The organism is Methanobrevibacter ruminantium M1 (genome assembly GCF_000024185.1).
Classification (GTDB): domain Archaea; phylum Methanobacteriota; class Methanobacteria; order Methanobacteriales; family Methanobacteriaceae; genus Methanobrevibacter; species Methanobrevibacter ruminantium.
In genome coordinates this window covers 2,186,921-2,211,973 of record NC_013790.1, presented here as the reverse complement: position 1 = coordinate 2,211,973, position 25,053 = coordinate 2,186,921, and the positions used below count along the sequence as shown (strand labels likewise).

22 protein-coding genes and 1 pseudogene are annotated in these 25,053 nt (G+C 32.5%); 19 read left to right on the top strand and 4 right to left on the bottom strand.

The window, feature by feature from the left end; genetic code table 11:
* Positions 1–221 precede the first annotated feature (221 nt).
* The 5 genes and pseudogenes from MRU_RS08555 (at position 222) to MRU_RS08535 (ending at position 4,803) form a co-directional block, all read left to right on the top strand.
* Positions 222–1,211 (top strand): ABC transporter permease, encoded by a 990-nt coding sequence (locus tag MRU_RS08555; RefSeq protein ID WP_012956507.1) that lies wholly within the window; start codon positions 222–224, stop codon positions 1,209–1,211.
* Positions 1,204–2,058, top strand: coding sequence for an ABC transporter permease (locus tag MRU_RS08550; RefSeq protein WP_012956506.1), 855 nt, complete (start codon positions 1,204–1,206; stop codon positions 2,056–2,058). The genes MRU_RS08555 and MRU_RS08550 overlap by 8 nt, the downstream gene beginning before the upstream one ends.
* Before the next feature lie 166 nt (positions 2,059–2,224).
* Entirely contained in the window at positions 2,225–2,731 is a 507-nt protein-coding gene (locus tag MRU_RS08545) for a GNAT family N-acetyltransferase (RefSeq protein WP_012956505.1), read from the top strand.
* Between the two features lie 115 nt (positions 2,732–2,846).
* Positions 2,847–3,782 (top strand): annotated as a pseudogene (locus tag MRU_RS08540) (oligopeptide/dipeptide ABC transporter ATP-binding protein); the annotation flags it as partial.
* A gap of 406 nt (positions 3,783–4,188) precedes the next feature.
* Positions 4,189–4,803, top strand: a complete 615-nt coding sequence (locus MRU_RS08535; RefSeq protein ID WP_012956503.1) for an ABC transporter ATP-binding protein — start codon at positions 4,189–4,191, stop codon at positions 4,801–4,803.
* 397 nt (positions 4,804–5,200) lie between these two features.
* Here MRU_RS08535 and nudC read toward each other — a convergent pair whose 3' ends face one another.
* On the bottom strand, positions 5,201–6,097 hold the full coding sequence (nudC, locus tag MRU_RS08530) for an NAD(+) diphosphatase (RefSeq protein WP_012956502.1): 897 nt from the start codon (positions 6,095–6,097) through the stop codon (positions 5,201–5,203).
* A 167-nt stretch (positions 6,098–6,264) separates the two neighbouring features.
* Between nudC and truA the strand changes: the two genes are divergently transcribed.
* The 4 genes from truA to MRU_RS08510 all read left to right on the top strand — a co-directional run bounded on the left by truA (position 6,265) and on the right by MRU_RS08510 (position 9,788).
* Entirely contained in the window at positions 6,265–7,137 is an 873-nt protein-coding gene (truA, locus tag MRU_RS08525) for a tRNA pseudouridine(38-40) synthase TruA (protein ID WP_012956501.1), read from the top strand.
* Positions 7,138–7,284: 147 nt separating this feature from the next.
* Positions 7,285–8,421, top strand: coding sequence for an ABC transporter permease (locus tag MRU_RS08520; RefSeq protein WP_012956500.1), 1,137 nt, complete (start codon positions 7,285–7,287; stop codon positions 8,419–8,421).
* An 8-nt stretch (positions 8,422–8,429) separates the two neighbouring features.
* Positions 8,430–9,236, top strand: a complete 807-nt coding sequence (locus tag MRU_RS08515; RefSeq protein ID WP_012956499.1) for an ABC transporter ATP-binding protein — start codon at positions 8,430–8,432, stop codon at positions 9,234–9,236.
* Between the two features lie 87 nt (positions 9,237–9,323).
* A complete protein-coding gene (locus MRU_RS08510) occupies positions 9,324–9,788 on the top strand; it encodes a DUF2124 domain-containing protein (protein ID WP_012956498.1) in 465 nt (154 codons plus the stop codon).
* A 124-nt stretch (positions 9,789–9,912) separates the two neighbouring features.
* Here MRU_RS08510 and MRU_RS08505 read toward each other — a convergent pair whose 3' ends face one another.
* Both MRU_RS08505 and MRU_RS08500 read right to left on the bottom strand, forming a co-directional pair.
* Entirely contained in the window at positions 9,913–10,590 is a 678-nt protein-coding gene (locus MRU_RS08505; RefSeq protein ID WP_012956497.1) for a DUF447 domain-containing protein, read from the bottom strand.
* A gap of 19 nt (positions 10,591–10,609) precedes the next feature.
* The gene (locus MRU_RS08500) at positions 10,610–11,251 is read right to left on the bottom strand and encodes a site-2 protease family protein (protein WP_012956496.1); all 642 of its coding nucleotides are present in this window, start codon (positions 11,249–11,251) and stop codon (positions 10,610–10,612) included.
* Positions 11,252–11,548: 297 nt separating this feature from the next.
* On the opposite strand from MRU_RS08500, the gene wecB reads away from it, so the two are divergent.
* From wecB to MRU_RS08475, 5 genes are all read left to right on the top strand, one after another.
* Entirely contained in the window at positions 11,549–12,877 is a 1,329-nt protein-coding gene (gene wecB, locus MRU_RS08495) for a non-hydrolyzing UDP-N-acetylglucosamine 2-epimerase (protein ID WP_012956495.1), read from the top strand.
* Positions 12,878–13,130: 253 nt separating this feature from the next.
* Positions 13,131–14,297: an ATP-grasp domain-containing protein gene (locus MRU_RS08490; RefSeq protein ID WP_012956494.1), complete on the top strand. Its 1,167-nt coding sequence runs from the start codon at positions 13,131–13,133 to the stop codon at positions 14,295–14,297.
* A gap of 161 nt (positions 14,298–14,458) precedes the next feature.
* A complete protein-coding gene (locus tag MRU_RS08485) occupies positions 14,459–15,481 on the top strand; it encodes a hydantoinase/oxoprolinase family protein (protein ID WP_012956493.1) in 1,023 nt (340 codons plus the stop codon).
* 119 nt (positions 15,482–15,600) lie between these two features.
* Positions 15,601–16,290: a hypothetical protein gene (locus MRU_RS08480; RefSeq protein WP_012956492.1), complete on the top strand. Its 690-nt coding sequence runs from the start codon at positions 15,601–15,603 to the stop codon at positions 16,288–16,290.
* A gap of 431 nt (positions 16,291–16,721) precedes the next feature.
* Positions 16,722–17,297, top strand: a complete 576-nt coding sequence (locus MRU_RS08475) for a CDP-2,3-bis-(O-geranylgeranyl)-sn-glycerol synthase (protein WP_012956491.1) — start codon at positions 16,722–16,724, stop codon at positions 17,295–17,297.
* 242 nt (positions 17,298–17,539) lie between these two features.
* Here MRU_RS08475 and MRU_RS08470 read toward each other — a convergent pair whose 3' ends face one another.
* Entirely contained in the window at positions 17,540–17,842 is a 303-nt protein-coding gene (locus tag MRU_RS08470; RefSeq protein WP_012956490.1) for a hypothetical protein, read from the bottom strand.
* Positions 17,843–18,384: 542 nt separating this feature from the next.
* Here MRU_RS08470 and tes point away from each other — a divergent pair.
* The 5 genes from tes to MRU_RS08445 all read left to right on the top strand — a co-directional run bounded on the left by tes (position 18,385) and on the right by MRU_RS08445 (position 24,535).
* Positions 18,385–19,914 carry a tetraether lipid synthase Tes gene (gene tes / locus MRU_RS08465; RefSeq protein ID WP_012956489.1) on the top strand — a complete coding sequence of 510 codons (1,530 nt, stop codon included), beginning with the start codon at positions 18,385–18,387 and terminating at the stop codon, positions 19,912–19,914.
* A gap of 421 nt (positions 19,915–20,335) precedes the next feature.
* Positions 20,336–21,316 carry a beta-ribofuranosylaminobenzene 5'-phosphate synthase gene (locus MRU_RS08460; RefSeq protein ID WP_012956488.1) on the top strand — a complete coding sequence of 327 codons (981 nt, stop codon included), beginning with the start codon at positions 20,336–20,338 and terminating at the stop codon, positions 21,314–21,316.
* 134 nt (positions 21,317–21,450) lie between these two features.
* Entirely contained in the window at positions 21,451–21,936 is a 486-nt protein-coding gene (gene hacB / locus MRU_RS08455) for a homoaconitase small subunit (protein ID WP_012956487.1), read from the top strand.
* A gap of 527 nt (positions 21,937–22,463) precedes the next feature.
* Positions 22,464–23,096: an HVO_0476 family zinc finger protein gene (locus MRU_RS08450; protein ID WP_012956486.1), complete on the top strand. Its 633-nt coding sequence runs from the start codon at positions 22,464–22,466 to the stop codon at positions 23,094–23,096.
* A 161-nt stretch (positions 23,097–23,257) separates the two neighbouring features.
* Positions 23,258–24,535, top strand: a complete 1,278-nt coding sequence (locus tag MRU_RS08445) for a tRNA (N(6)-L-threonylcarbamoyladenosine(37)-C(2))-methylthiotransferase (RefSeq protein WP_048812489.1) — start codon at positions 23,258–23,260, stop codon at positions 24,533–24,535.
* The last annotated feature ends 518 nt before the right edge of the window (positions 24,536–25,053 follow it).

Here is a 25,053-nt window from a genome sequence, read left to right as displayed (position 1 = left end):
CCATGCTTTAAATTAAAGGATAAATATAAGATTTAAGTATTTCTTACACTTTAATTTAAAGGATTAATATAAGTTTTAAATTATTATTTTTACTTTAAGAATTTTTAAAGTATTATTTTCACTTTAATTTAAGTAATTTACATAATTCGGATTTAAAATAATTTTTTAACATAAATTTAAAGAATTTATATGATTTAAAAAATTATGGGGGTTTATTTGCAATGAATAAACAAAAAATAGCAAAATATTTTGGTTGGAAATTAGTACGATTTGTCGTATTAATGATTGCAGTTGCAATATTTAGTTTTGTATTATTAGATTTATCCCCTATTGACCCAGTTAATGCTTATTTAAAAGGTGCTGCAGTAACTGAAGCTCAAAGAGCAATTTTACAGCAATACTTTGGTACCAATGTTCCATTGCCTGAGAAGATTTTCCATTGGCTTATGGATTTGCTTCAAGGAAATCTGGGAACTTCCTTAATCTACCGTAGACCAGTTATGGATGTTATTATTGACAAATTCATGGCTTCTCTTGCATTGATGACAATATCCTGGATTTTAAGCGGTATCATCGGTTTTGCTTTAGGAGTTGTAGCCGGTAAAAACAAAGGTTCCTGGATTGATAAGGCAGTGAAGGTCTACTGTTATGCCATCCAATCCGCTCCATCCTTTTGGGTGGGTATGCTTATATCGATGGTATTCTCTGTTTATCTGGGATGGTTCCCAATAGGATTCGGAGTTCCTATTGGAGTAAGGAGTACGGATGCAACCTTTATTGAGTGGGCAACCAGGCTGGTTCTTCCTACGCTGACATTAAGCCTTGTAGGTCTTGCTCCTATTGCAATGTATACACGAAATGAATTGGTTCAGGTCCTATCCTCTGACTATGTATTGTTTGCAAAGTCCAGAGGGGAAAAGGGCTGGGCACTGATAAAGGATCATGGTTTAAGAAATATTATGCTTCCGGCAATCACACTTCAATTCTTATCATTCAGTGAGCTCTTCGGAGGGGCTGTCATGGTGGAACAGGTATTCTCATACCCTGGAATAGGACAGACTGCAGTTGCAGCGGGTCTTCAAAACGACGTTCCACTATTTTTAGGAATTGTGGTCATAAGTGCAATATTTGTATTTGTAGGTAACTTGCTTGCAGATATTTCTTATTACTTCATAGATCCAAGAATTAAGGAGAATGAGTTCAATGATTAAGAAGAAAACTAATGATAAGGAGCAATGGTTTATATACCGTGCAAATCTTAGGACAAAGACACTTGTAATTATTGGACTTGCAGCATTGATTATCATAAGCATTTTCGTATGCGGATATTTCATAAGGGACATCCCTACAAATTTCGCTTCAGCTAATCAGATGCCTTCCCTTGAACACCTTTTCGGTACAGATTGGATGGGAAGGGACATGTTCCAAAGAACCATTGCCGGTCTTGGATTAAGCATTATGGTAGGTTTCATCGCATCAGTTCTCAGTACCATCATTTCAATTGTCTTAGGATTGTTCTCAAGCTTTAATAAGTTTGCAGATGAGGCTGTTGCTGGAATCATTGACCTTTTCGGTTCCATTCCACACATTCTTCTAATCATTATCGTTTCAATAATGTTTGGTGGAGGAGTATGGGGTGTAATCATGGGCGTAGGTCTTACACACTGGACACCTCTTGCAAGGGTTCTAAGGTCTGAAGTCAAGGAGATTAAGACCAAGGAATACATTGCATTATCTGAAAATCTTGGAAGGAATAAGGTTTGGATAGCTATAAAGCACATTTTCCCATTGATTATCTCTCAAATAATTGTAGGAGTAATCCTAATGTTCCCTCATGCAATCATGCACGAGGCAGCAATCACTTTCTTAGGATTCGGTCTGCCACCTCATGAGCCTGCAATTGGAGTTATATTAGCTGAATCAATGCACTATCTTTCTGCTGGATACTGGTGGTTGGCATTCTACCCTGGTCTATCCTTGCTGATAGTTGTATTGCTATTTGATCTTATTGGAGAGAATGTTGAAAAGCTCCTCAATCCTGAAACAGCACAAAGTTAAGAGAAATTTTTATAATTTCTCTTATCAAACTTTTTTAGGGGTTAATTTCTTTTAAAAAGATAAATGTCTTTTTAGAGGATAAATAAATCTATTTAAGTTTTAGAAAATTAATAAATTTTACAAGTTTAGATAATAATTACAATAATTCTTAAGTTTTGGAGATTGTATGGATATAAAAATCAAAGAAATAGAAAACGATGAGTCTCAAATAAAGTCTGTTCAAGAGTTTTTATATGCTCAAATAAAAATAGAATATGGTATTGGTCCAATGCCTGAATTTCATTATGATATTGATGGATTGAAAGACTATTACATATTGCCTAAAAGAAATGCCTTCTTTGCAGCATATGATGGGGATAAGATAGTTGCAACAGCAGGTGTTAGGGCATATGATAAGGATTATGAATTCTTTAAAGGTCAATACAATGAAGAGAATACAGCAAGCATTTGGAGACTGATGGTAGATGAGCAGTATCGAAGAAATGGACTTGCACGCATTCTTGTTAAAAAAATAGAAGAGTTTGCAAAGGAAGAAGGATATAAAGAAATTTATTTAAACACTCATAGATATCTGGAAGCGGCTTTGCCATTTTGGAACTCTCTTGGTTATACTGTAACTATAGAAGAAGATGACTATGATGAAACAAATCATATGATAAAGGTTTTAGTTTAGTTTTATAATGAATTAAACCAATCTCTGCATAATTCATACAGAATTAGGCTTGGTTTAGTTTATTTTAGTTTTATAATGAATGGAGCCTTTCATTTAAAAATGATTAGGTGGTTTGATGGATAAATTATTGGATGTTGAAAATGTTTCAATTTCATTTATACAATACACAAAGGGATTAAATCAAAGGGATTTAAAAGTTATAACTGATTTGACATTAGATATATCTGAAGGTGAAATTTTAGCAGTATTAGGTTCAAGCGGTTCTGGAAAAAGTTTGCTTGCCCATGCAATATTTGGAATTTTGCCTGAAAATGCAAGACTTAATGGAAAAATCAAATTTAAAGGCAAGGAATTGTCTCAAGCAGATAAGGAAGAAATCAGAGGTAAAGGAATAGTGCTTGTGCCTCAGTCTGTTAACTTCTTGGATCCCTTAATGAAGATATCAGATATTGCAATAGGGCACTGTGATAGCGAAGAGGAGAAAAAGGAAAAGAAAATAAAGCAAAGAGAAATTTTCGAACATTATAATTTAGGTCCTGAAGTGGATGAGATGTATCCTTTCCAATTGTCTGGAGGAATGGCAAGGAGAGTTCTAGTTTCAACTGCACTTCTTGCAGACCCTGACCTTGTTGTAGCGGATGAGCCTACTCCTGGACTTGATGAGAAGACTGTAGAAGAGACATTGAATCACTTTAAGCATATGAAAGATGATGGAATAGGTGTTCTTTTAATAACACACGATATTCATGCTGCATTAGAGGTTGCAGACAGGATAGGAATATTCTATTCAGGATATGTAATTGAGATTGCACTTAAGGAAGACTTCTCAGGAGATGGGGAAAACTTATTGCATCCATATACAAAGGCCCTCTACAAGGCACTCCCTGCAAATGGATTTGAAGTCATTAAGGGACATCAGCCATTGCATGGGGAGATAGTCAAAGGCTGTCCTTACTATGACAGATGTGACTGGAGATTTGACAGATGTAAGGAAGAGCGTCCTGAATTGATGGACATTGGTCTTAAGAAGATTAGATGCTTTAAATATGATGGTGTCACTGAAGATATGATTAAGGACGGTGCTATTGAGGAGACTGCTGAAGCCAATATCGAAGATGCTGCTAATGAAGTAGTTGAAAAAGCTGCTGAACTTGTGGATGAATCCAACATTGAAGAAAGCGCTGAAGCTGTTGAAGGTGCTGAAGAGGCTGTTAGTGAAACTGAAGATGCAATTGAGGAAGAAGTAGCTGAAGCTGTTGAAGGTGCTGAAGAAGCTGTTGAAGGTGCTGAAGAAGCAGTTGAGGTCCCAGAAGAAGCAGTAGAAGAAGGCACTGAAGAAGCAGTTGAGGAATCTTCTGAAGAAGCAGTTGAGGAATCTTCTGAAGAAGCAGTTGAGGAATCTTCTGAAGAAACAGTTGAGGAATCTTCTGAAGAGGCAGTAGAAGAAGGTGCATAAAATGGAACTTATAGCAAAGAATATTTCATTTAAATACCCATCAGCTAAAGACTACCTATTAAAGGATGTAAGTATTGAATTAGACAATAAGAAGATTGTAGGTTTGATTGGAGATAGTGGTAGTGGAAAATCAACATTATGTAAAATCTTATCCGGTTATATCACTAAATATGAGGGTGAAGTAACATTTGATGGTCAGCCATTCCATAAAAAAGGATTTAAACCAGTTCAATTAATTTATCAACATCCAGAAAAGGTTATGAATCCTAAATGGAAAATGGATCAGGTTTTATCTGAATCTTGGGATGTTGATGATGCCACATTATCTGAATTCGGTATTCAGAAGTCCTGGCTTACCAGATTCCCACAGGAATTGTCTGGTGGAGAACTTCAAAGGTTTTCAGTGGTAAGGTCCCTTAATCCTAATACAAAGTTCCTAATAGCAGATGAAATGACTACAATGCTTGATGCAATTACACAGGCACAAATCATAGATTCTGTTTTAAAAATAGTAAAGGAACGTAAAATGGGATTCTTATTGGTAAGTCACGATATGGATTTGGTAGAAACTGTCTGTGATGAAAAAATATACTTTAAAGATCTTAATAAGGCTTAATTATTAAGATTTTTTTAGTTTTTCTTTTTATCATTAAAAATAGTTAAATTTCTTATTTTTTATAGCTGTTATAATTTTTTTATTCAAATTTTTTTAAATTTCTTATTTTTTATAGCTGTTATAATTTTTTTATTCAAATTTTTTTAAATTTCTTATTTTTATATAACTGTTATAATTTTTTTATTCAAATTTTTTTAGATTTCTGATTTTTTTCACGAATTATAACTTTTTTAATAAAATATATTATATTTTCTTATTTTTATATTAAACTCAATAATCCATTATTTTGATTTTTTAACTTTATTTATTAACTTATACTTATTTTAATGCAATTTAAATAAAAAGAGTTTTATTTCATGTAATTACATGAAATGAGAAAAGGAATAAAAATGGTTTTTTAGTAGTTTTCAATGAAATTCTTGAGTAATTTTGAAAATATAGAAATCTCCGATGCCGGTCTTTCAATATCTTCTTTTTTAAACCATTTTGCTTTTAGGATTTCATTTTCATCTACCTTGATTTCACCAGACTTGTATTTGCATATGCAACCGATCATCAATGAGTTTGGAAATGGCCAGGATTGGCTTCCAAAGTATTCAATGTCCTTCACTTCAATTCCTACCTCTTCCATAACCTCCCTTTTAACCGCTTCCTCTACAGATTCTCCAGCTTCCAGAAATCCTGCAATCAATGCATATCTTGGAGCTGTGTGATAGGAGTGTCTTGCCATTAAAACCTTATTTATAGGTCTTCCCTCTTGGTCAAGCTCAGACTCATCTTTTTTAATGATGGAAGTGATTATTGCAGGGCAAATCCTTGTAAAAGAAGTAAATCCACATTCAGGACATACCTTTGCCATTTCAATATCGGAAGTTACTGTTTTTGCTCCGCATCTTCCGCAGTATTGGTGAGTGTTTTCCCAATCGATTATTTGTATGGCTCTGCCTGCCACAAGGTATGTCTCTTCGTCAATATCAAAAACAAAATACAATTCAATGAATTGGGAATCATCATTGGCTTTAATATAATGTTCACAGTCAAATTCTTCATCCAATTCAACTGCAAAGCAGTCCTTAGAATGGAATTGTCCAATGTAAATGGAGTTTTTCACATCAGAATCATTAATATTAAGTGATATTAAGTCTTTAACTAACGGAATTTTGTTATTTATTAGAAAAAGCCTTCTTTTATAAAAGATAAAATAATACTGCTTGTCAGTGTGTTTAAGTTCCATATCTATTTTATAATTATCATAAATGCTAATGGATTCTTTTGATTCTTTCTCTTTTCTCATAGTTAATTATTTTGATATCATTATAAATAAATCTTATATAATTTTCAATGAATTGCTTAATACTTGAACGATTTAACAATTCAAATTTTTATAGAATAGAAGTTTATAGCTAAATATTTAAATTTATAAAGATAAAATTATATTTAGATATATTTTTTGTGATTATTATGAAACGAACTGCTTTAAAGATTGCTTATATCGGCACCCATTTTCATGGATTTCAAAGACAGCCGGATGTAAGGACTGTAGAAGAGGAATTAATTTATCATCTTAGGAAACTGGAATATATAGATGATTTAAAGGCTTCCCGATTTAGGATAGCTGGAAGAACCGATGCAGGTGTCCATAGCTTGGGAAATGTGATAAGCTTTCAAAGCGAAAAGGAAGTTCGTGTCAATCAGATAAATAATAGCCTGCCAGATGATATTCAAATAATCGCTTGGGCTCCAGTTCGATTTGGATTCAAGCCAAGATTTGCAAAGAGGCGCTGGTATAGATATATTCTCTTTGAAGAGGACTTGGATATTGATCTTCTAAGGAAAACAGCAGAAGTCTTTAAGGGGACCCATGACTTTACCAATTTCACAAAAAGAAAGCAGAAGACCACTGTTAGAACCATTGAAGATATAAGAATCACCAAGCCAATCATTGATGAAGAAGACAAGAACAAAAAAAGTGATTTTGCTCATCTAAACAAAAGCTACAGCCCTATCTTTGTTGATATCTATGGAGAAAGCTTCTTATGGAACATGGTTCGAAAGATGATGAGAATATTCTTGGATGTAAATTATGGCAAGCTCACTCTAGATGATGTGGAAAGACTCCTAAATCCAGAAGAAGGCGAGCCAAGGGCTTATATCAAGGTGGTTGATGCAGAGAATCTTATTCTTATGGATATAGAATATGAGGGGATAAGATTCAGATATGATGACTATGCATGCGAAAGGTTTAGGAGATATTTGATTGATAATTTGTTTGAATTGCAGAAGACATATTCGATAACTGAGTCTATGTTGAACTGCTTAGACGATTTAATTTAATTTAATTTGTAATGATTTTGAATTGCTTAGACGATTTGATCTAATTTGTAATGATTTTGAGTTGCTAAACGATTAAATTTAATTTATAATCATTTATTTTAATTATTTAAGGTAATATTTAAGGGTATTTATAAAAATAGGTGAACTATGAGATTTATAAGCTTAATCATAAAAAATCCATTTAGGAATAAGACTAGAAGCTTCCTATCCATTGTAGGAATTGCAATCGGAATTGCCACCATAGTTGCTTTGGGCCTTATTACAACAGGTATGGAACAGTCCGTTCAAACAACAATGAACGAAGGTGCTGCAGAGATAACTGTAACCAATATAACCTCAATTGGTGCAGGGACTATTGATTCCAGTCTGGTGGATGAGTTAAAGAACATAACTAATGTTTCACGGACTGCGGGGATTTTGTCTGCCACAGATCAAAACTTTGTTGATATGGCCTCATCGAACGATATGTCTTCTATGGAATCCTCTACAAGGCTTTATGGAATAAATCGGGCAGACCTTGACCTTGAAGGAATAAAAGACATAAATGGAAGCTTTTTTGAAGAAGGCACTAAGCAGGCCATAATTGGCAAGCAATATGCTCAAATGAATAATATGTCTATTGGAGATAATATTTCCGCTTTAGGAGAGGAATTTGAAATTGTAGGGGTTTTTGAAACCGGTGGAGTCCTTGCAGATAGTGGAGTTTATGTTTCCTTAGAAACCTTGGATGAGGTAACAGGTGCTGAAGGAAAGGTAAATCAGGTTATAGTCAAGACAGATGAAGGAGTAAACGACACTGTTGTGGCAGATGCGATAGAGGATAAATATGAGAATCTGACAACAATAACCAGCGAAGAGATGTCTCAGATGCTGGATAATGTTATCGGTATTCTTGATGCTGTTTCCGTTGCTGTTTCCGCTCTTGCAATTATTGTAGGTGCAATAGGAATCGTAAATACAATGGTCATGTCTGTTTATGAGAGAACTAAGGAAATAGGTGTTTTAAAGTCTGTAGGATGGAAAAGCAGAAAGATTCTAAAGATGATTATTGGAGAAACCTTGGTTTTAACAATCCTTTCAGGTATTGTAGGCTCAGCATTCGGTATTCTCATTGCAGAGGTCGGTGTCAGGCTGATGGGAGATACAGATTTTGCTTTGGGATACAGTCCAAGCACTTTCATCATGGCATTTGGAATAACCATTGTTGTTGGATTGATTGGAGGAATTTATCCTGCTTATAAGGCAAGTAAATTAGCTCCTACAGAAGCATTGAGGTATGAATAGGTGATATTATGGCAGATAAGGATAAGATCTTTGAAGATAATGCTTATGATGATTCTGAATACATTTATAATGACACCTATGAGGGCTCTAGAAATGATTATGATGTAGAATATGATGAATCAGAAGATTATGAATATGAAGAACCTCTAATTAGCCTGTTTGACATTGTAAAGGAGTATGATAAGGGAAAGGTTATCGCTTTAAACAAGGTAAACCTAGACATCTATGAAGGGGAATTCGTATCAATTATAGGTCCTTCAGGTTCAGGTAAATCAACTCTTTTAAACATGCTAGGGGCATTGGATGTTCCTACAAGCGGGGAAATATTCATTGATGGATTAAACATTGGAAAGGAAAAGGATTTAAGTGATTTCAGAAGAGAAACAATCGGTTTTGTTTTCCAACTTCATAATCTGATTCCAAATCTCTCTGTATGGGATAATGTACAGATTCCATTGGTAGGAACAGGACTTCCTGAAAAGGAAATGAAAAAGAGAGCAAATGAGATGATTGATGCAGTAGGATTGTCTGATAAGAAAAAGCAAAAGCCTAATAAGCTTTCCGGAGGAGAGCGTCAAAGGGTGGCTATTGCACGTGCACTTGTAAATAAGCCATCAATCATTTTAGCTGATGAGCCAACAGGTTCCCTTGATACAAAAACAGGTTCTATGGTTTTAAATCTCTTAAGGGCAATGCATGATGTTTATAATGTTACCTTGATAGTTGTTACTCACGATATGGAAGTTGCTAGAATGGCTGATAGGATGATTACAATCAAAGATGGCCAGATAGTCAAAGATGTTGATAATTTTTAATTCTTTTTAAGATAAGTAAAATGAATTAATTATTTAAAGCAATTTATTATTCTTTATTTTTTTAAACAATGATTAGGACGTGATTAAATGGAAGATGTATCTGAATTTAAAGGAATTAACGGACAATTGGTAAGCTTTAAAAATGAAGTTGAAGGAGCAGATAAAATCACTTTTATAGGCTCTCCTGGTGTTTGCACCCCATTTGCAGAGCTATTGTCCTATGCTGTAAGAAATAAGGAAAATCATTTCATTCCCTTGCTTGACATTGATGACGCTCATCAGTTTGAGTTTAAGCCATACGGCATGGTTCTAAAGGATGAAGTTTCAAATCCTCGTGATGCTGATGTTGTTGTCTTGTTAGGAGGCCTTACAATGCCTAAATATGAAGTGGCCTTTGATGACTTGAATGCATTGATTGGTGATGTCTTAAAAGAAGATGGTAAGATCGTTGGTGTATGCTTTATGGACATGTTTGCTAAGGCAGGTTGGTTGGATAAGGTTGATTTTGACTCTGTCATTGATGCAAGCATATTAGGTGTTGTTAAAAAGTAATTTAAATTATTATTCTATTCTTTTTAAATTTTTTCTTATATTTTTAAATCATTATTTTTTTATTTTCTCTATTTTTTTAATTTATATTTTTCTATTTTATCTTATTCTTCTTATTATTAGATCATTAGTCCAAATAATCATGATTTTCTCTCATTTTATCTAGGATGGCCTTCATTGATTTCTTTTCTTTCTCATTGCCCACCTTTTGAGCAACTCTATTCAGCTCTTTCATATGGGTCCAAATCTCTTTTTGCATATGCTTGTACTTTGCATCAAATCTGCAATAATAGACAAGGCTTTCAATAACTGCATTCATAGCCCTATTCAGAGGAACAATCTCATTATACTCCCTAATAAAAATGTCCTCCACTTCACAGGTGACTACATGGCCGATTCCATCATTGAAGTCATTTTCTCTTTTCTTGTTTATTTTCTTTATTACATGGGCCTTGAAAAATCCAAGAGAATCCTTAATTAAAGGGAAGCCATTGAATTCATCAAAATATTCATCATCCAACTCTCCAATGGTTGAATATGTAAAAATAAGTGGATCTTTTGTAATGTTTACAATCAATTCTCCATTTTCTATAATGTTTCTGTGTGTATGGACGCAATTGTCCAAATGAATGACTATATGATTTGAATCTTTACAGATAACTCCAATAGGGGCTGCATTTTTAATATGCTCATTGCTTTGGGTGGTGACAATGGTTTCATATAATTGTCCTTTAAACATATTCAAAGATTCTAAGGGCTCTGTCTTTCTATATTCCTTATTGTTTATTATTAGTTCTTGGTTCATCTTATCCTCAATTTAGCCATTAACTTCCTATAAGCATTAAAATCATATTTTCAGCCCCTATAAACATAGATGATAACATCATGATTGCAGCTATTGCGAATGCAACAATAAATGCTTTAACACTCCACTTCATCACTTTAGTTCCATCCAATGTATAGAAAGGCAATATGTTAAATGTAGCTAAAAATGCGTTTACAGAGAAGCCAACAGTGCTGACTAGGTAAATTAATTCAAAAAGTGTAAATGAGCTTTTTAATGGATATGTTATAGCTGCTATTACTATAAATAGCAATCCAAGCCCTATATTAGCCATCGGTCCAGCGATTGCAATCTTTCCAGTGGTCTCTTCATCAATATTCTCTGCTGTAATCTTGGCTTCACCAGGCAGTGCAAATACCCATCCTATAAGTGATGTAATAAGTGCAATTAATAATCCTATAGGCCATAATTTAAATTCCGCTTTGTAACCGTATTTATTTGCCACATATTTGTGTCCAAGCTCATGCAATAGGAATCCCACTCCTACTCCAAACATTACAATAGGTAGAATTGAAATGAATGCATGCAAATCGAATTTGACATTTGCTATTGCAAAAGCAATTGAAAGCACGATAAATGCAATCACTAAATCTCTTAATTCGTTTTTTGTAAATTCAAACATAATATTAAATATTTATTTATCAATATAAAACTTTTTTCATTAGACATTCTTTAAAAATTTACTAAAAATATAAAAGTTCTTTCATTAGACATTCTTTAAAAATTTATAAAAAAATTAAAACTTCTTTCATAAGACATCTTTAATAATTTACTAAAAATATAAAACTATTTTTTATTAAAACGATTTTTTAAAATTTACTTAAAATATATATTATTTAAAAAATATATCTTTAATTAATATAAATTATAGGATTCATATTTATTTTATAATTTTCAACTAACAAAAGGATGTATTAAAATGAAAATAGCTATTGTACTTGGAACAAGGCCGGAAATAATCAAGATGGCTTCTGTTATGGATGAAATTGAAAACAGAGGTCATGAATTGTTATTAATCCACACAGGCCAGCATTATGATAAGGAAATGTCTGAAAACTTCTTCATTGACTTGAAACTACCTACCCCAAATTATAACATTCATGTAGGCTCCGGCTCTCATGGAGCTCAGACAGGCAAGATGATGGAAGGAATAGAAGAGGTTCTTCTTGATGAAAAGCCAGATATATTGCTTGTTCAAGGAGATACAAATGCAGTGCTTGCAGGCGCACTTGTCGCAAGCAAATTGCACATTCCAGTAGGTCATGTGGAAGCAGGCTTAAGATCATTTGATGAGACTATGCCTGAAGAGATCAACCGCCTTGCAGCAGACATCTGCTCCAAATTATACTTTGTTCCAACAGAAGAATCAGCAATCAACCTTGCTATGGAAGGGATTTCCAGAAAAAGAATCTTCATAACCGGTAATACTGTAGTGGATGCTTGCTTCAGGAACCTAGAAATATCCAAGTCTAGAGATAAAGACCAATATGATGAAGGCCTTCAGGAATTGGATATTGACAATATGGATAATATCCTCACCCTAACAATGCATAGGGCTGAAACCGTTGACGATAAGGAACGCCTAACCAATATAATTGAAGCTCTTGAGGAATTAAGCGACATGAACATTATCTTCCCAATACATCCTAGAACTAAAAAGACAATGGAGAACTTCAATCTCTTTGACAGATTAAACGATCTCCCTCATGTTCATATAATCAAGCCTGTAGGCTATTTGGACTTTTTGCTTCTCATATCCAAGTCTACAATCATCCTAACAGATTCCGGCGGACTTCAGGAGGAGGCAATCACCCTTGATGTTCCTGCACTGACCCTCAGATACAATACAGAGCGTCCTGAAACAGTAACTGCCGGAGGGAACATCCTTGTAGGTTCCGATAAGGAAGTGATACTTGAAAATGCAAGAAAGATCTTAGATGATGAGGACTTTGCAAATAGGATGAAATCTGCTAAAAACCCTTATGGAATGGGAAATGCTGCAGAACTGATGATAAAGATAATAGAGGAATCAGATAAGAATGACACCCTTAAGATGGTGGCTCCAGATGAGGTTATGGCAAGTTTCACTCGCCATATGAAAGCAGTTGATGAGGACATAACTGTTGTGGACTTTGAAGAAAAAAATAATTCATTAATAAAAATAGCATTCCAAGGGGAAGATATTAAATACCCATATGATGAGCTTAATTTAAATGGATTAACCATCATTTATGAAGATTATAGTTAATTATTCAAGAATTTAATCAGTTTTAAAAGTTTAAATAATTATTCAAGAATTTAATCAGTTTTAAAAGTTTAAATAATTATTCAAGAATTTAATCAGTTTTAAAAGTTTAAATAATTATTCAAGAATTTAATCAGTTTTAAAAGTTTAAATAATTATTCAAGAATTTAATCAGTTTTAAAAGTTTAAAAAGTCTGAAAAGTTTAAACTTTAAAAGTTTAAGTTAAAAAATTTTAAAAGAAAGAAAGGTAATAAAATGGATTTAAAAGATGTAACAGATGATTCTATATTAGTATTCGAATTATTCACAGCCTCTGGTATAGAAGACTTGTCAATAGTTTCAGAAGCTGTAGAGCTTATAAGATCACTTGTAAATGATTTAAAAGATGAAGACACTTATGTTCTAATTGCAGAGCCATTCAAAAACATATTCGATGACTTTGATTTCGATGTAAAAACAATAACAATAGATAATCTAGAGGAATGGCTTGAGGAAAATGCTTATATATTTGATAGGGCAATGTTCATTGCAGCTGAAAACGACATGAACCTCTACAATCTTACAAAGCTATTGGAAAACAAGGCTGTAAAGGTTTATGGCTCTGACTCATATGCAGTCAAATTATGTTCTGACAAGTATGAAACCTTTGATTATTTAATCAACCGTGTAAATCAGCCAATGACCTATAATATTCTTCTAAATAAAAAGACATATTGGAAAAGGGCTATCCAAATCTTCTTTGATAAGATCAATGGAGACTATGGGGATGGAAGCGATAATGGTGCAGTTCCAATCATGCAAAAGCCTAAGGACATTCCAGTATTGGATAATTCAGATAGGGATGAGGTTAAAAAGTACAAGCTTATTGCAAAGCCACGCTTTGGAGTGGACTGTGAAAGCCTAAAGATCATCTCATCAAAAAGGGATATTGACGAGCTTGAAGAAATCTATCCTGAAGGTTCCAGATTCATTGTGCAGGAGTTCATCCCAGGGGATGTTTGCAGTGTCACTTTAATAAGCGATGGCAAGAACGCCATTCCAATCAGTCTTAATAAACAGATTGTTGAAATCGATGAGAATGGAGGAAAATATCTTGGAGGATATGTTCCATATGAGCATGAAATGAAAGAAAAAGCTTTTGAAGTTGCTAAAAAGGCTTGTGAATCAATCCCTGGAATAAAAGGATGTGTAGGTGTTGATTTGATTATAGCAGATGATGTCTATTTGATTGAAATCAATTCTAGATTCACAACTTCCTATGTTGGACTTTCCAAGGTTGCAAATATAAATATTGGAAAGACAATTGTAGATTTGATTGATAAGAAGATATCTATTGAAGAGCTTGGTGAAATTGAATACAAGGATAAGGTAAGTTTCTACAAGGATGAAAATGGAATTTTAGATATAAAAATTGGTGAATAGTTATAAAGATGCATTGAAATAGATGAATGGCTATTAATATTCATTAAACTGGTGAATAGTTATTATATTCATTGAAATATATGAATAAGCAATAAATTCATCTAAATTAATAAATAAAAAATAAAATTATAATATTATTTCTTTTAATTTTTGGTGATAGAGTGAAAGTAGCAGGATTTGACATCGGTGGTGCAAACACTGACTTAGCAATTATTGATTTTGAAAATGATGAAATTAAGGAAATCAAAACAGATTTCGAGTATCTTCCTATGTGGTCAGACAATAACCGACTTGGAAATGTTTTAATTGACTTAATAGAAAAGATATGTCCCCTAGAAGAAATCGATGCAGTTGGAATATCCATGACTGCAGAGCTTGTGGATGCATTTGAAACAAAGACTGAAGGTGTCTTGGATATTGCAACCACTTGTGAAAAGCTATTTGAATGTCCTGTTGCTTATATTGGCGTTGATAAAGTCCTATCTCTTGCAGAACTTGTACAAAACCCTATTGAAGTTGCAGCTGCAAACTGGATTGCAACCTCTCAAATCATTGCTGAAATTGAAAAGGACTGCATATTTGTAGATACAGGAAGCACAACCACAGACATTATCCCAATCAAGGATGGGCGTGAATGTGCTAAGGGCAGAACCGATTTTGAACGCTCAGCAACTGGAGAGCTTGTCTATACAGGCACATTAAGAACCAATCTTACAAGCTTTGTCGATTCAGTTCCACTGAATGGAAACCAATATAGGGTAGCTTCCGAGCTATTTGCTTCAACTGCAGATGTCTATAATGTTTTAGGCCTAATCTCTGAAGATGATTTCACTTGCGCTACCTGTGACGGTGCAGGCAAGTCAAAGGAAGACTCTGCAAGAAGAATATCAAGAATCCTATGTGCAGACTTGGATATCCTATCTAAAGAGGATATTTTAGAAATTGCCGATTATATTCATAAGGAACAGGTCAAGCAGATTGCTTCAGGCCTTAAAGATGTTTCAGATAGGGAAGGATTAACTAAAGTTGTTGTGACTGGTTTGGGCAAGGATATTTTATGTGCTGAGGCAGCTCGACTCCTTGGTCTTGAAGTTAAGTCCATGGGAGATTATTACACTGATGATGAGTGTACTGTTGCTCCAGCTATCGGTACAGCAATCATGATGAAGAATTATCTAAAATAGTTCTTATTTTGTTTTTTCCAATCTCTCTTTAAATGAGGTTCTTTTTGAAAAATTAGATAATTGCCCTATTTTTGAAAAAGTATATTAGATAATAATACATATATATAAATGTTGATATTATGGGAAAGATATTTAAAATTGTTACAATCATATTGATTGTCATTGCATTGGCTATACTTGGTGTTTTCATCTATTCTGATGGACATTCTGAAAAGATTGGTGAAAATAATCTTGGTGTGGTGTATAAGGTTACATATGGTCATTCTAATGACCCTAATGTGACAATCGGAATTGTTTCAGGCATGCATTCAAGGGAAAAGCTTCATCAATATGTATTGCCATATGTTTCAAAGGCCTTTGCGTTTTTACATCCTGATGTGAAGATTGTAAATTATATTGTTAATGTAACGAAAGATCCTGAAGACTTTACGAAAGGCCGTGCCAATGGAGAATCTTTAGTTCATGATTATGTTGTAAAAGATGTTAAAAAAGAGGACTTTGATGTTGTAATCATTGGACATGACCATGAGCCAGGCTATGGTGAGGCATATTATATAGCAACTCCTGTTATGGATAATGCTTCTGTAAAGCTGGCTAAAAAGGTTACTAAAGATATTGGCTTCAATCATTACACTAGGAATAAATCTCAACCTACTACAAGCACATCCATTTTAAAAGTGGATAAGCCAATTGTTGATGCTGGCACAAGGGTATTCGTTTATGAGATTCCTGAAGTTGATGGTAAGGTAAATGCATTTTATAAGTCTTATCAGTTAGTTAATGCTACTTATAACCGATTGAAAAAATAATTAGGCTTATTTAATCATTTTTCTTTTTTTTCATTTTAATTTATTTTATTCATTTTATTCAATTTTTCTATAAGCCTTTTTTTCATTTTAATTTATTTTATTCATTTATTCAATTTTTCTATAAGCCTTTTTTTCATTTTAATTTATTTTATTCATTTTATTCAATTTTTCTATAAGCCTTTTTTTCATTTTAATTTATTTTATTCATTTATTCAATTTTTCTATAAGCCTTTTTTTCTCTTCATGCCTATATTTCTATTTTTTCTATTATTCCAATTTCTTTTTAAAATAATTTAAAAAAACACTAAATTTATTTATAATTAGTTATAAATTATTATGTGTTAAAAATTTTATTAGTATAACAGTTTTTTTCAAATAGATTTTTTAAAATAATATTAAAAAAAAACTAAATTTATTTATCGAGGCAAATAATGGCATTAGAACTTATGAATTTATTGATTTCCATCTTAGGAGCTGTTTATTTTATGCTACCTGCTTATGTGGCTAACTTAAGTGGTCTTGCTTTTGGAGGGGGAACTCCAATTGATGGCGGAGCGAATTACCGAGATGGGAATAGAATAATTGGAAACGGAGTAACATGGAAAGGTTGCATTAATGGAACCATTATTGGAACTCTTGTTGGTGTGGTTTTAGGCATAGTCGGAATGTACTATGGTGATTTAAGCACTTTAACTGGAGGAGTCATCGATCTCCATGTTTATGGAAGCCTATTCTCTGGTCTTATATTAGGATTCTTAATGGCATTCGGCGCTTTATTCGGTGATGCAGTTGGAAGTTTCATAAAAAGGAGAATGAATCTTCAAAGTGGCCAGCCTGCTCCGATAATGGATCAATTAGATTTTGTTCTTGGAGCCCTTATATTTAGCCTTTTAGTTGTTAGAATAAGTTGGAGCTTTTTTATTATAATTTGTCTGCTTAGTATTTTACTTCATTTAAGTAGTAATACTATAGCATATTTGCTTGGAATTAAGGATGTTTGGTATTAATTCAAGCTTTTTTGGCCTTCGGCCAAAAAACCTTGACCAAAATTTTTATTTTTGGCTATGCTTTAATCTGCTCTTTTTAAAATTAGTGTTTTATACTCTTTTTTTGATTTAATGCTTTAATCTGCTCTTTTTAAAATTAGTGTTCTTTGCTCTTTTTTGATTTAATGCTTTAGCAGTATTTTTTAAAATTCATGTTTTGTTTTTATTCCAATACTCAAATAATCTTAAATTAGGTCTATTATCTACTCTTCATCACCAAAGATATCTACCAATGGTTTTTGTTCATCTGTTTTTATAATAGGAGTTTCCTCTCGTTTTTTGCCTTTGGCGTCTCGTTTTTTAAATCTCCAGCCATATTCCTTTAGCGCTTTTTCATTGACTCCATACTTATGGGCAACATATCGAAGCCCATGCTCTTCCACTTCCGCTTTTACATCTTCAGGGTCGTTAAACTCAATTGCTTCAATATTTTCATATTCTTCGAGAATAGTCAAGATCTTATTGTTCGGTATCTTATTTATTATAATCCATTCACTTAATTTCATATTATCCCAATTTAAGATTATTTATTTTTATATTGCTCAAAGTTAAATAGCATTTTTTATATTTAAAGGATAGATACTTAACTTTATATACTCTATTTATATTTTAACTGTTTTTTATATATTTCTATTACTCTCTTTGTTTATCTATTGAGATTTTTCTCATTATCATCTTTTTTTTACTATTACTCTCTTTGTTTATCTATTGAGATTTTTCTCATTATCATCTTTTTTTAAAATCAAGAAAAATACTTTTCTAAATTTAGAATTCCCATTGATTTTTATCTATTTTATACAAATGTTTTAAATAATATAAAATTAATAGTTATATTAGTATAATATATTACTCAAAAAAATTCATGCATTGGGATTTTTTTATTTGTTGAGTTTAATTTTTTAGATTAAAATTTTGTTATTTATTTCTAATTTAGAGAATTACTTTTTTATTAAAGTTTTTTTCTAATAAGAAAATTAATTTTTAAAATGATATTATTTTGATATATTGTGTTTAATTAATATTATTTCTATGATTTATCGGTGGTAAAATGTTCATTAAGAAAACAACTAGTTTATGTCCTCACTGCCTTAAGCCTTTAGAAGCTGAGGTTTACCAAGAGGATGGAAAGGTCTGGATTGAAAAGGAATGTCCAGAACATGGTGTCTTTAAAAATACTTATTGGAGTGATGCAGAGTTATATGACAGGGTTGACCAAGTTGATTCAATCACTCAGGATTTAGAAAACCCTATGGTTAATAAGGTTGCAAAATGTCCTCAAAACTGTGGTATCTGTTCTGAACATGAATCCTACACTGTTTTAGGATTGATTGACGTTACAAACAGATGTAATCTAAAATGTCCTATCTGTTTTGCAAATGCAGCAACCTCTAAAAAGCTCTTTGAGCCTACTCAAGAAGAGATTCGTCAGATGCTTAGAAACTTAAGAGGAGAAAAGCCTGTTCCTACCCCTGCGATTCAATACGCTGGCGGGGAGCCTACTGTAAGAAAAGACTTGCCTGACTTGATTAGAATGGCAAGGGAAGAAGGATTTTCACATACTCAAATTGCTACAAATGGTATTAGAATTGCTAAGAAGGAAGGCTATGCTCAAGAATTAAAGGATGCAGGATTAAACACTGTTTACTTGCAATTTGACGGTGTCACTGAAGAGCCTTATCTTGTAGCAAGAAACAAAAACCTCTTGGATGTCAAATTGGAAGCCATTGAAAAATGTAGAGAGGTCGGATTAGGTGTTGTAATTGTACCTACTGTTGTTAAAGGAGTAAATGACCAACAGGTGGGAGACATCATCAGATTTGCAATTCAAAACATTGACATTATTCACGGCGTAAACTTCCAGCCAGTCTCATTCTCTGGAAGGACTCCATCTGACCAGGTGGAAGAGCAAAGAATCACAATCCCTGACTTCTTGAATTTGGTTGAGGAGCAGACAGACGGCCAAATATCAAAGGACGATTTCTATTCTGCAACTTCTGTTCAGCCAGTATCAAAATTCATCGGTGCTTTAAGAAATGAAGAGCCACCAGTAACTCTAAACTGCCACCAGCACTGTGGTTCAGCAACCTATATATTTATGGATAATGATAAGATCATTCCTATTACACGTTTCATGGATATTGATAAGTTCCTAACATTCCTCAATAAATATACTGAAAAGTTAGAGGATGGTGGATTTGCTATAAAATCAAGAGTATTGGCTAGCGCTGCTAAAAACCTTCCTAAGGTTTTAAATGAGGATGAAGCTCCTACAGGATTGGATATGAAGAGAATATTATTGGACATCTTCAAAACCCAGTCTTATGATGCTTTAGGTGAATTCCACATTAATTCATTGCTTATTTCTTGCATGCACTTTATGGATCCTTTTAACTTTGACACAGACAGAGTTAAGGACTGTGTTATTCACTATGCAGTTCCAGACGGAAGGGTTATCCCATTCTGTACTATGAACTCCATCTATAGGCAAGGAATAGAAGATGAGTTCTCCACTCCATTAAATCAGAAAATGACTGAATTTAATGATAAGACTGGAGAAGAAGAGGAAGATGCTGATTAGTTCAAACTTTTAGAAAAAGTTTGATTAAAATTTTTATTTCTATCCATTCTTCTTTTTAATTTTTTTTAGTAATTTTTTTAACTATTTTTTTAGTTAATTTTTAACTATTTTTTTTACTTAATTTTTAACTATTTTTTTAGTTAATTTTTAACTATTTTTTTTACTTAATTTTAACATTTTTCTTTAATATATTATCACAAATTCCTTTAACTCTTTTTTCAATAGCAATTTTTACAATAAATATAAATACTTATTTTAATAAATTATATATGGACATTTAAATATGTTGACTATCATTAGACATTTGTTTAATATAGTGCTAATGAATTTAAAAAAATATTCATATTTATATTTTATAAAAATTTTTTTTTAGGAATTTTTATAATTTAGATTTTTAAAAATTAACGGATGGTTGTTAAAAATGATTATTAGAGCACCTTCAAGACTCCATATGTCTTTAATTGATTTAAATGGATCTTATAAGAGAATTGATGGTGGTATAGGTCTTGCACTTAAAGACCCTCAATTTGTATTGCAAAGTGAAGAAACAAATGAAAAAGGATACACTTTAGAGTTTGCAGATTCTATTTCTGAAGATTCAAGGGAAGAATGTATTGAAAAGATTCCAAAAGCTGCTGAAAAGATAGCAGAACTTTGTGATATTGAATCAGGATTCCACTTTAAGGTTTTAGAAGCATATCCTCCTCACTCTGGATTAGGCTCTGGAACTCAAATTTCAGTCTGTACCGCTCACTTGATGACTGAGACTGTTGGTCAAAAATATACCAGCAGGGAATTAAGTACAATGGTAGGCAGAGGAGGAACCTCTGGTATCGGAACTTTTGCCCACGACTTAGGTGGTTTCATTGTTGACGGTGGACACAGCTTAGAGGAAAAACCTGGATTCTTGCCATCTTCCGCTTCAAAGGCAAAACCTGCTACATTAATAGCAAGGTACGATTTCCCTGAAGAATGGGATATTTTGCTTGCACTTCCGGAAGTTAAAGAGCATATGCATGACCAACAGGAAGTAAATGTTTTCCAAACCTATTGTCCTATTCCAAAAACAGAGGTTGAACAAGTTTCCCACTTGATTCTAATGAACCTTCTTCCTTTCTTGCTTGAAAAGGACATTGTCAACTTTGGTTGGGCAATCAAGGAGCTTCAAAAAGTTGGTTTCAATAAGCTTGAACACAGTTTGGATGCTAGTTTCTTGCCTACTATGGAAGCGATTGATGAAGCCGGTGCTTATGGTACTGGTATCAGTTCATTCGGTCCTACCCTTTACACTGTCTTTGATAAGAACAATAAAGACATAGTTAAAGCAGCAGGTGAGATCGTAGGTGAAGACCGTGTAAAAGTTGTAAAAGCTCAAAACCACGGTTATGTTTTAGAAAAATAATTAAATAATTAATTAATTGATGTGATCTCTTTGATTTATTAATTTATTAATTTATTTGTTTATTTAATTTCTTTTGCCTTTTTTAAAAGGCAAACTTTTTATTTTTTTAATATTTTATAATTGTAGTGAATACTATGGCTGAAATTAAAGGAAAAGTTTGGAATTTTGGAGATAACATTGACACTGATGTAATTATCCCTGGAAGATACTTAAGAACATTCAATCCTAATGACTTAGCCCTTCATGTCCTTGAAGGGGAAAGACCTGATTTTACAAAAAACGTTGAAAAGGGAGATGTCATTCTAGCTGGTGAAAACTTCGGATGTGGTTCCTCTAGAGAGCAAGCTCCAGTAGCCATCAAGGCAGCAGGAGTTGATGTCATAATTGCAAAGTCATTTGCCCGTATCTTCTATAGAAATGCAATCAACATAGGACTTCCTGTTGTTGTTGCAGACATTGAAGCAGATGATGGTGATATTGTTTCAGTTGATTTGGAAAATGGAATTATCATCAATGAGACTAAAGACACTAAAGTTGAATTCCAAGCTTTTAAAGAATTCATGGTAAATATATTATCTGATGGTGGTCTAGTTAAACATTATCTTAAAACTAAAGAATAAGTTTGTTTAAATTAATTCTTCGATTAATTAAATTAATTTGTTGATTTTCTTCTTTAGTTTACATTAAGATATGTTTAATTTTAGGCACGTCATTTTGATTTTATTTTTTTCTTATCATTTTTCAATTATTTTTAATTTTTTTATTCAATTTTTTAAATTTTTAAAATTTGAAATTTCCTTATCTTAAATTTAGAAATTTGATTTTTCAAGTTTATGATTTTTCATTTTTAAGTTTATGATTTTTCATTTTTAAGTTTAGAAATTTCATTTTTAAGTTTAGAAATTTCATTTTTAAGTTTATGATTTTTCATTTTTAAAATTTAGAAACTTCATTTAAACAATAAGTTTATATTAAACTTAATCTAAATTAATATAATAATTAAAATTTACTTATTTTAATAAATTTTTTAAAAATTTTATTTCTTTAAAATATTTTATCTAATTTTAACAATAAGTTTTAAAAAATTTTATTTTTCTAAAAGAATATTTATTCTGATTTTAACAATGATTATAAAGGAGGTAAGATTATGGTATGTCCAGTTTGTGGGTCTGATGATGCAATCGTATTAAAAAATAAACTAATCGACGCTAAATCTAAGGAAATTCGCGAGCTTTTACTTAAGTGTGGCGAATGCGGCTCTGTATATAAGGAAAGATTAACTCAAGATAAGCCAAAACCATTCAGATTGATTATCAGCGAGCATGAAGACACCCATAAGGTGTCAATTGACTTGTATCCTGATGAAGAACTTCGTGTTGGAGATTTTTTGATGTCTGAACTTGGAGAAGTGAAGATCACTTCCTTAGAGCTTCCAGATGAAAAGCGTGTTCAAAAAGCTATTGCCAGTGAAGTAAAGACTATTTGGGCATCTTCTGAAGAGATTCCTGCACGTTTTGGTGTTTCAATTGACCTTCATGGAAAGGTCGCTTCATTCAAATGCGAAACAGACCGTGACTTTAAGATAGCGGTAGATGACATTATTAAAATTGACAAGTATGTGGCAAGAGTTCATGTGATAAAGACTGAAGAGAGAAAGACTACTAAAGGTTATGCAAAAGCAAGAGTAATTAAGAGAGTTTATGCAAAACCTGTTAAATTCAATCATTTCGATTATGATTTAAGTAAATTTATTGTTTCTTTTAAGCCATTGAATAAGTAGTTATGGTTTAAATGAGTTTCTTTTAAGCCGTTGAATAAGTAGTTGTGGTTTAAATGAGTTTCTTTTAAGCTGCTGAATAAGTAGTACGGTTTAATAAGGCCATAATAAAATGGCCGAATAAGAACATAAATAATAGAAAACTAAGAATTAATGTGGATAATATGAAAGTATTTATAGAAACCTATGGATGTACATTTAATCAAGCGGATTCTGAAATTATGGCAGGGATATTGAATGAAAACAATATCGGGCTTGTCTCCACTGAAGAGGAGGCTGATGCCATTATTGTAAACACCTGCTATGTAAAATTGCCTACTGAAAGCAAGGTAATAAACAGAATCAAAAACCTTCAAAAGCAGTACCCTGATAAGAAGATTATCGTTGGAGGATGCATGGTTGAAGTGGATCCTAAAAAGCTTGAGGCAATCGGACCTAATTGCTCATGGATTGGTCCTCACCAATTAAACAAGACTGCAGATGTAGTCAAATCTACAATCGGCGGTGAAATTGTTAGGGAATTTGGTTTTTCCGATGAACCTAAAGTCTGCGTTCCTAAAATACGAAAAGATCCATACATTCATGTTATCCAAATATGTGAGGGCTGCTTAGGTGCTTGCACATATTGCTGCACTAGATTTGCCCGCGGCCATTTAAACAGCTATCCTATAAAGGATATTGTGGAGGAAGCAAGATTGGCCATTGAAGATGGCTGCGTTGAGATTGAGCTTACTGCACAGGACACTTCAGCATTTGGTAAGGATACAGGCGAAAAGCTCTCTGATTTAATTAAGGAAGTTGCAAGCTTAGATGGGGACTTTAGAGTTCGTGTTGGAATGATGCACCCTAGAAACATTGGAAATGATTTGGATAATCTTATTGAAGCATTTAAGATGGAAAAAGTATATGATTTCATTCATTTGCCTATACAGTCTGGCAGTGACAAGGTCTTAAGGGAAATGGGAAGAAACCATACTGTAGATGATTATAAGAATATTGTCTATAGCTTCAAACAGGCTATTCCAGATATTACTATAGCCACTGACATCATTATCGGATATCCGACAGAGACTGAAGAGGATTTTATGAAGACAGCAGAGCTTATTAGAGAAATCAAATTCAATCTTATTCATCTCTCCAAATATCAGCATAGGGAGGGAGCCATATCATCTTCCCTGGATAATATTCCTTTTGATGATATGAAAAGAAGATCAAAGTATTTATCTGAGATTAAGTTTGAAATGCTTGAAGAGGAAAATAAGTTCTTGCAGGATAGGGAGATGGATGCTTTGGTTGTGGAAAAGGGCTCTAAAGGAGGATTCATTGCAAAGACCAATTCATATATTCCTGTTGTGGTTCAGGATGTGAACTTAGGAGAGTTTATTAAGGTTCATATTGATAAGACAACTGGAACCTATCTCATTGGGCATAAAATCGATTGATTATTAGATTATTATACAGATTATTGTCCATAGGACCGATTGATTACTTGGTTATTATATGGGGCATTGTCCATAGGACCGATTGATTATTTGATTATTATCAGTCAAATCCATATTTTAAAAAAGTATTACTTATTTTAAAAATTTTCTATTTTTTTATTATTTTTTAGATATCTATTTTTCTTAAAGTTCTTTATTCTTTCATTTGAAAATTCTTTTAAAAAATTGGATTAAACAATGATTTAAATATTGTTATTTTACTAAATAACTTTTATTTTGTTTTGTATTTTATTATTAAATGATAATTTATCTTTTATTTTTAAAATAAAGAAAAATTTTCTTATTTTCTTTTTTTAGACTGTTATTTTTATTTATTTGTAAATTTAACTTTATTTTACCTTTTATTTTCTTATTTAAGAGTTTTTAAAAAGTTTAATTTTTAAGAGTTCTTAGGCTTTTAATTGGGTAATATTTTATAATTTCCTATTATATTTTTTTAATACTTTTTAATATTTCCT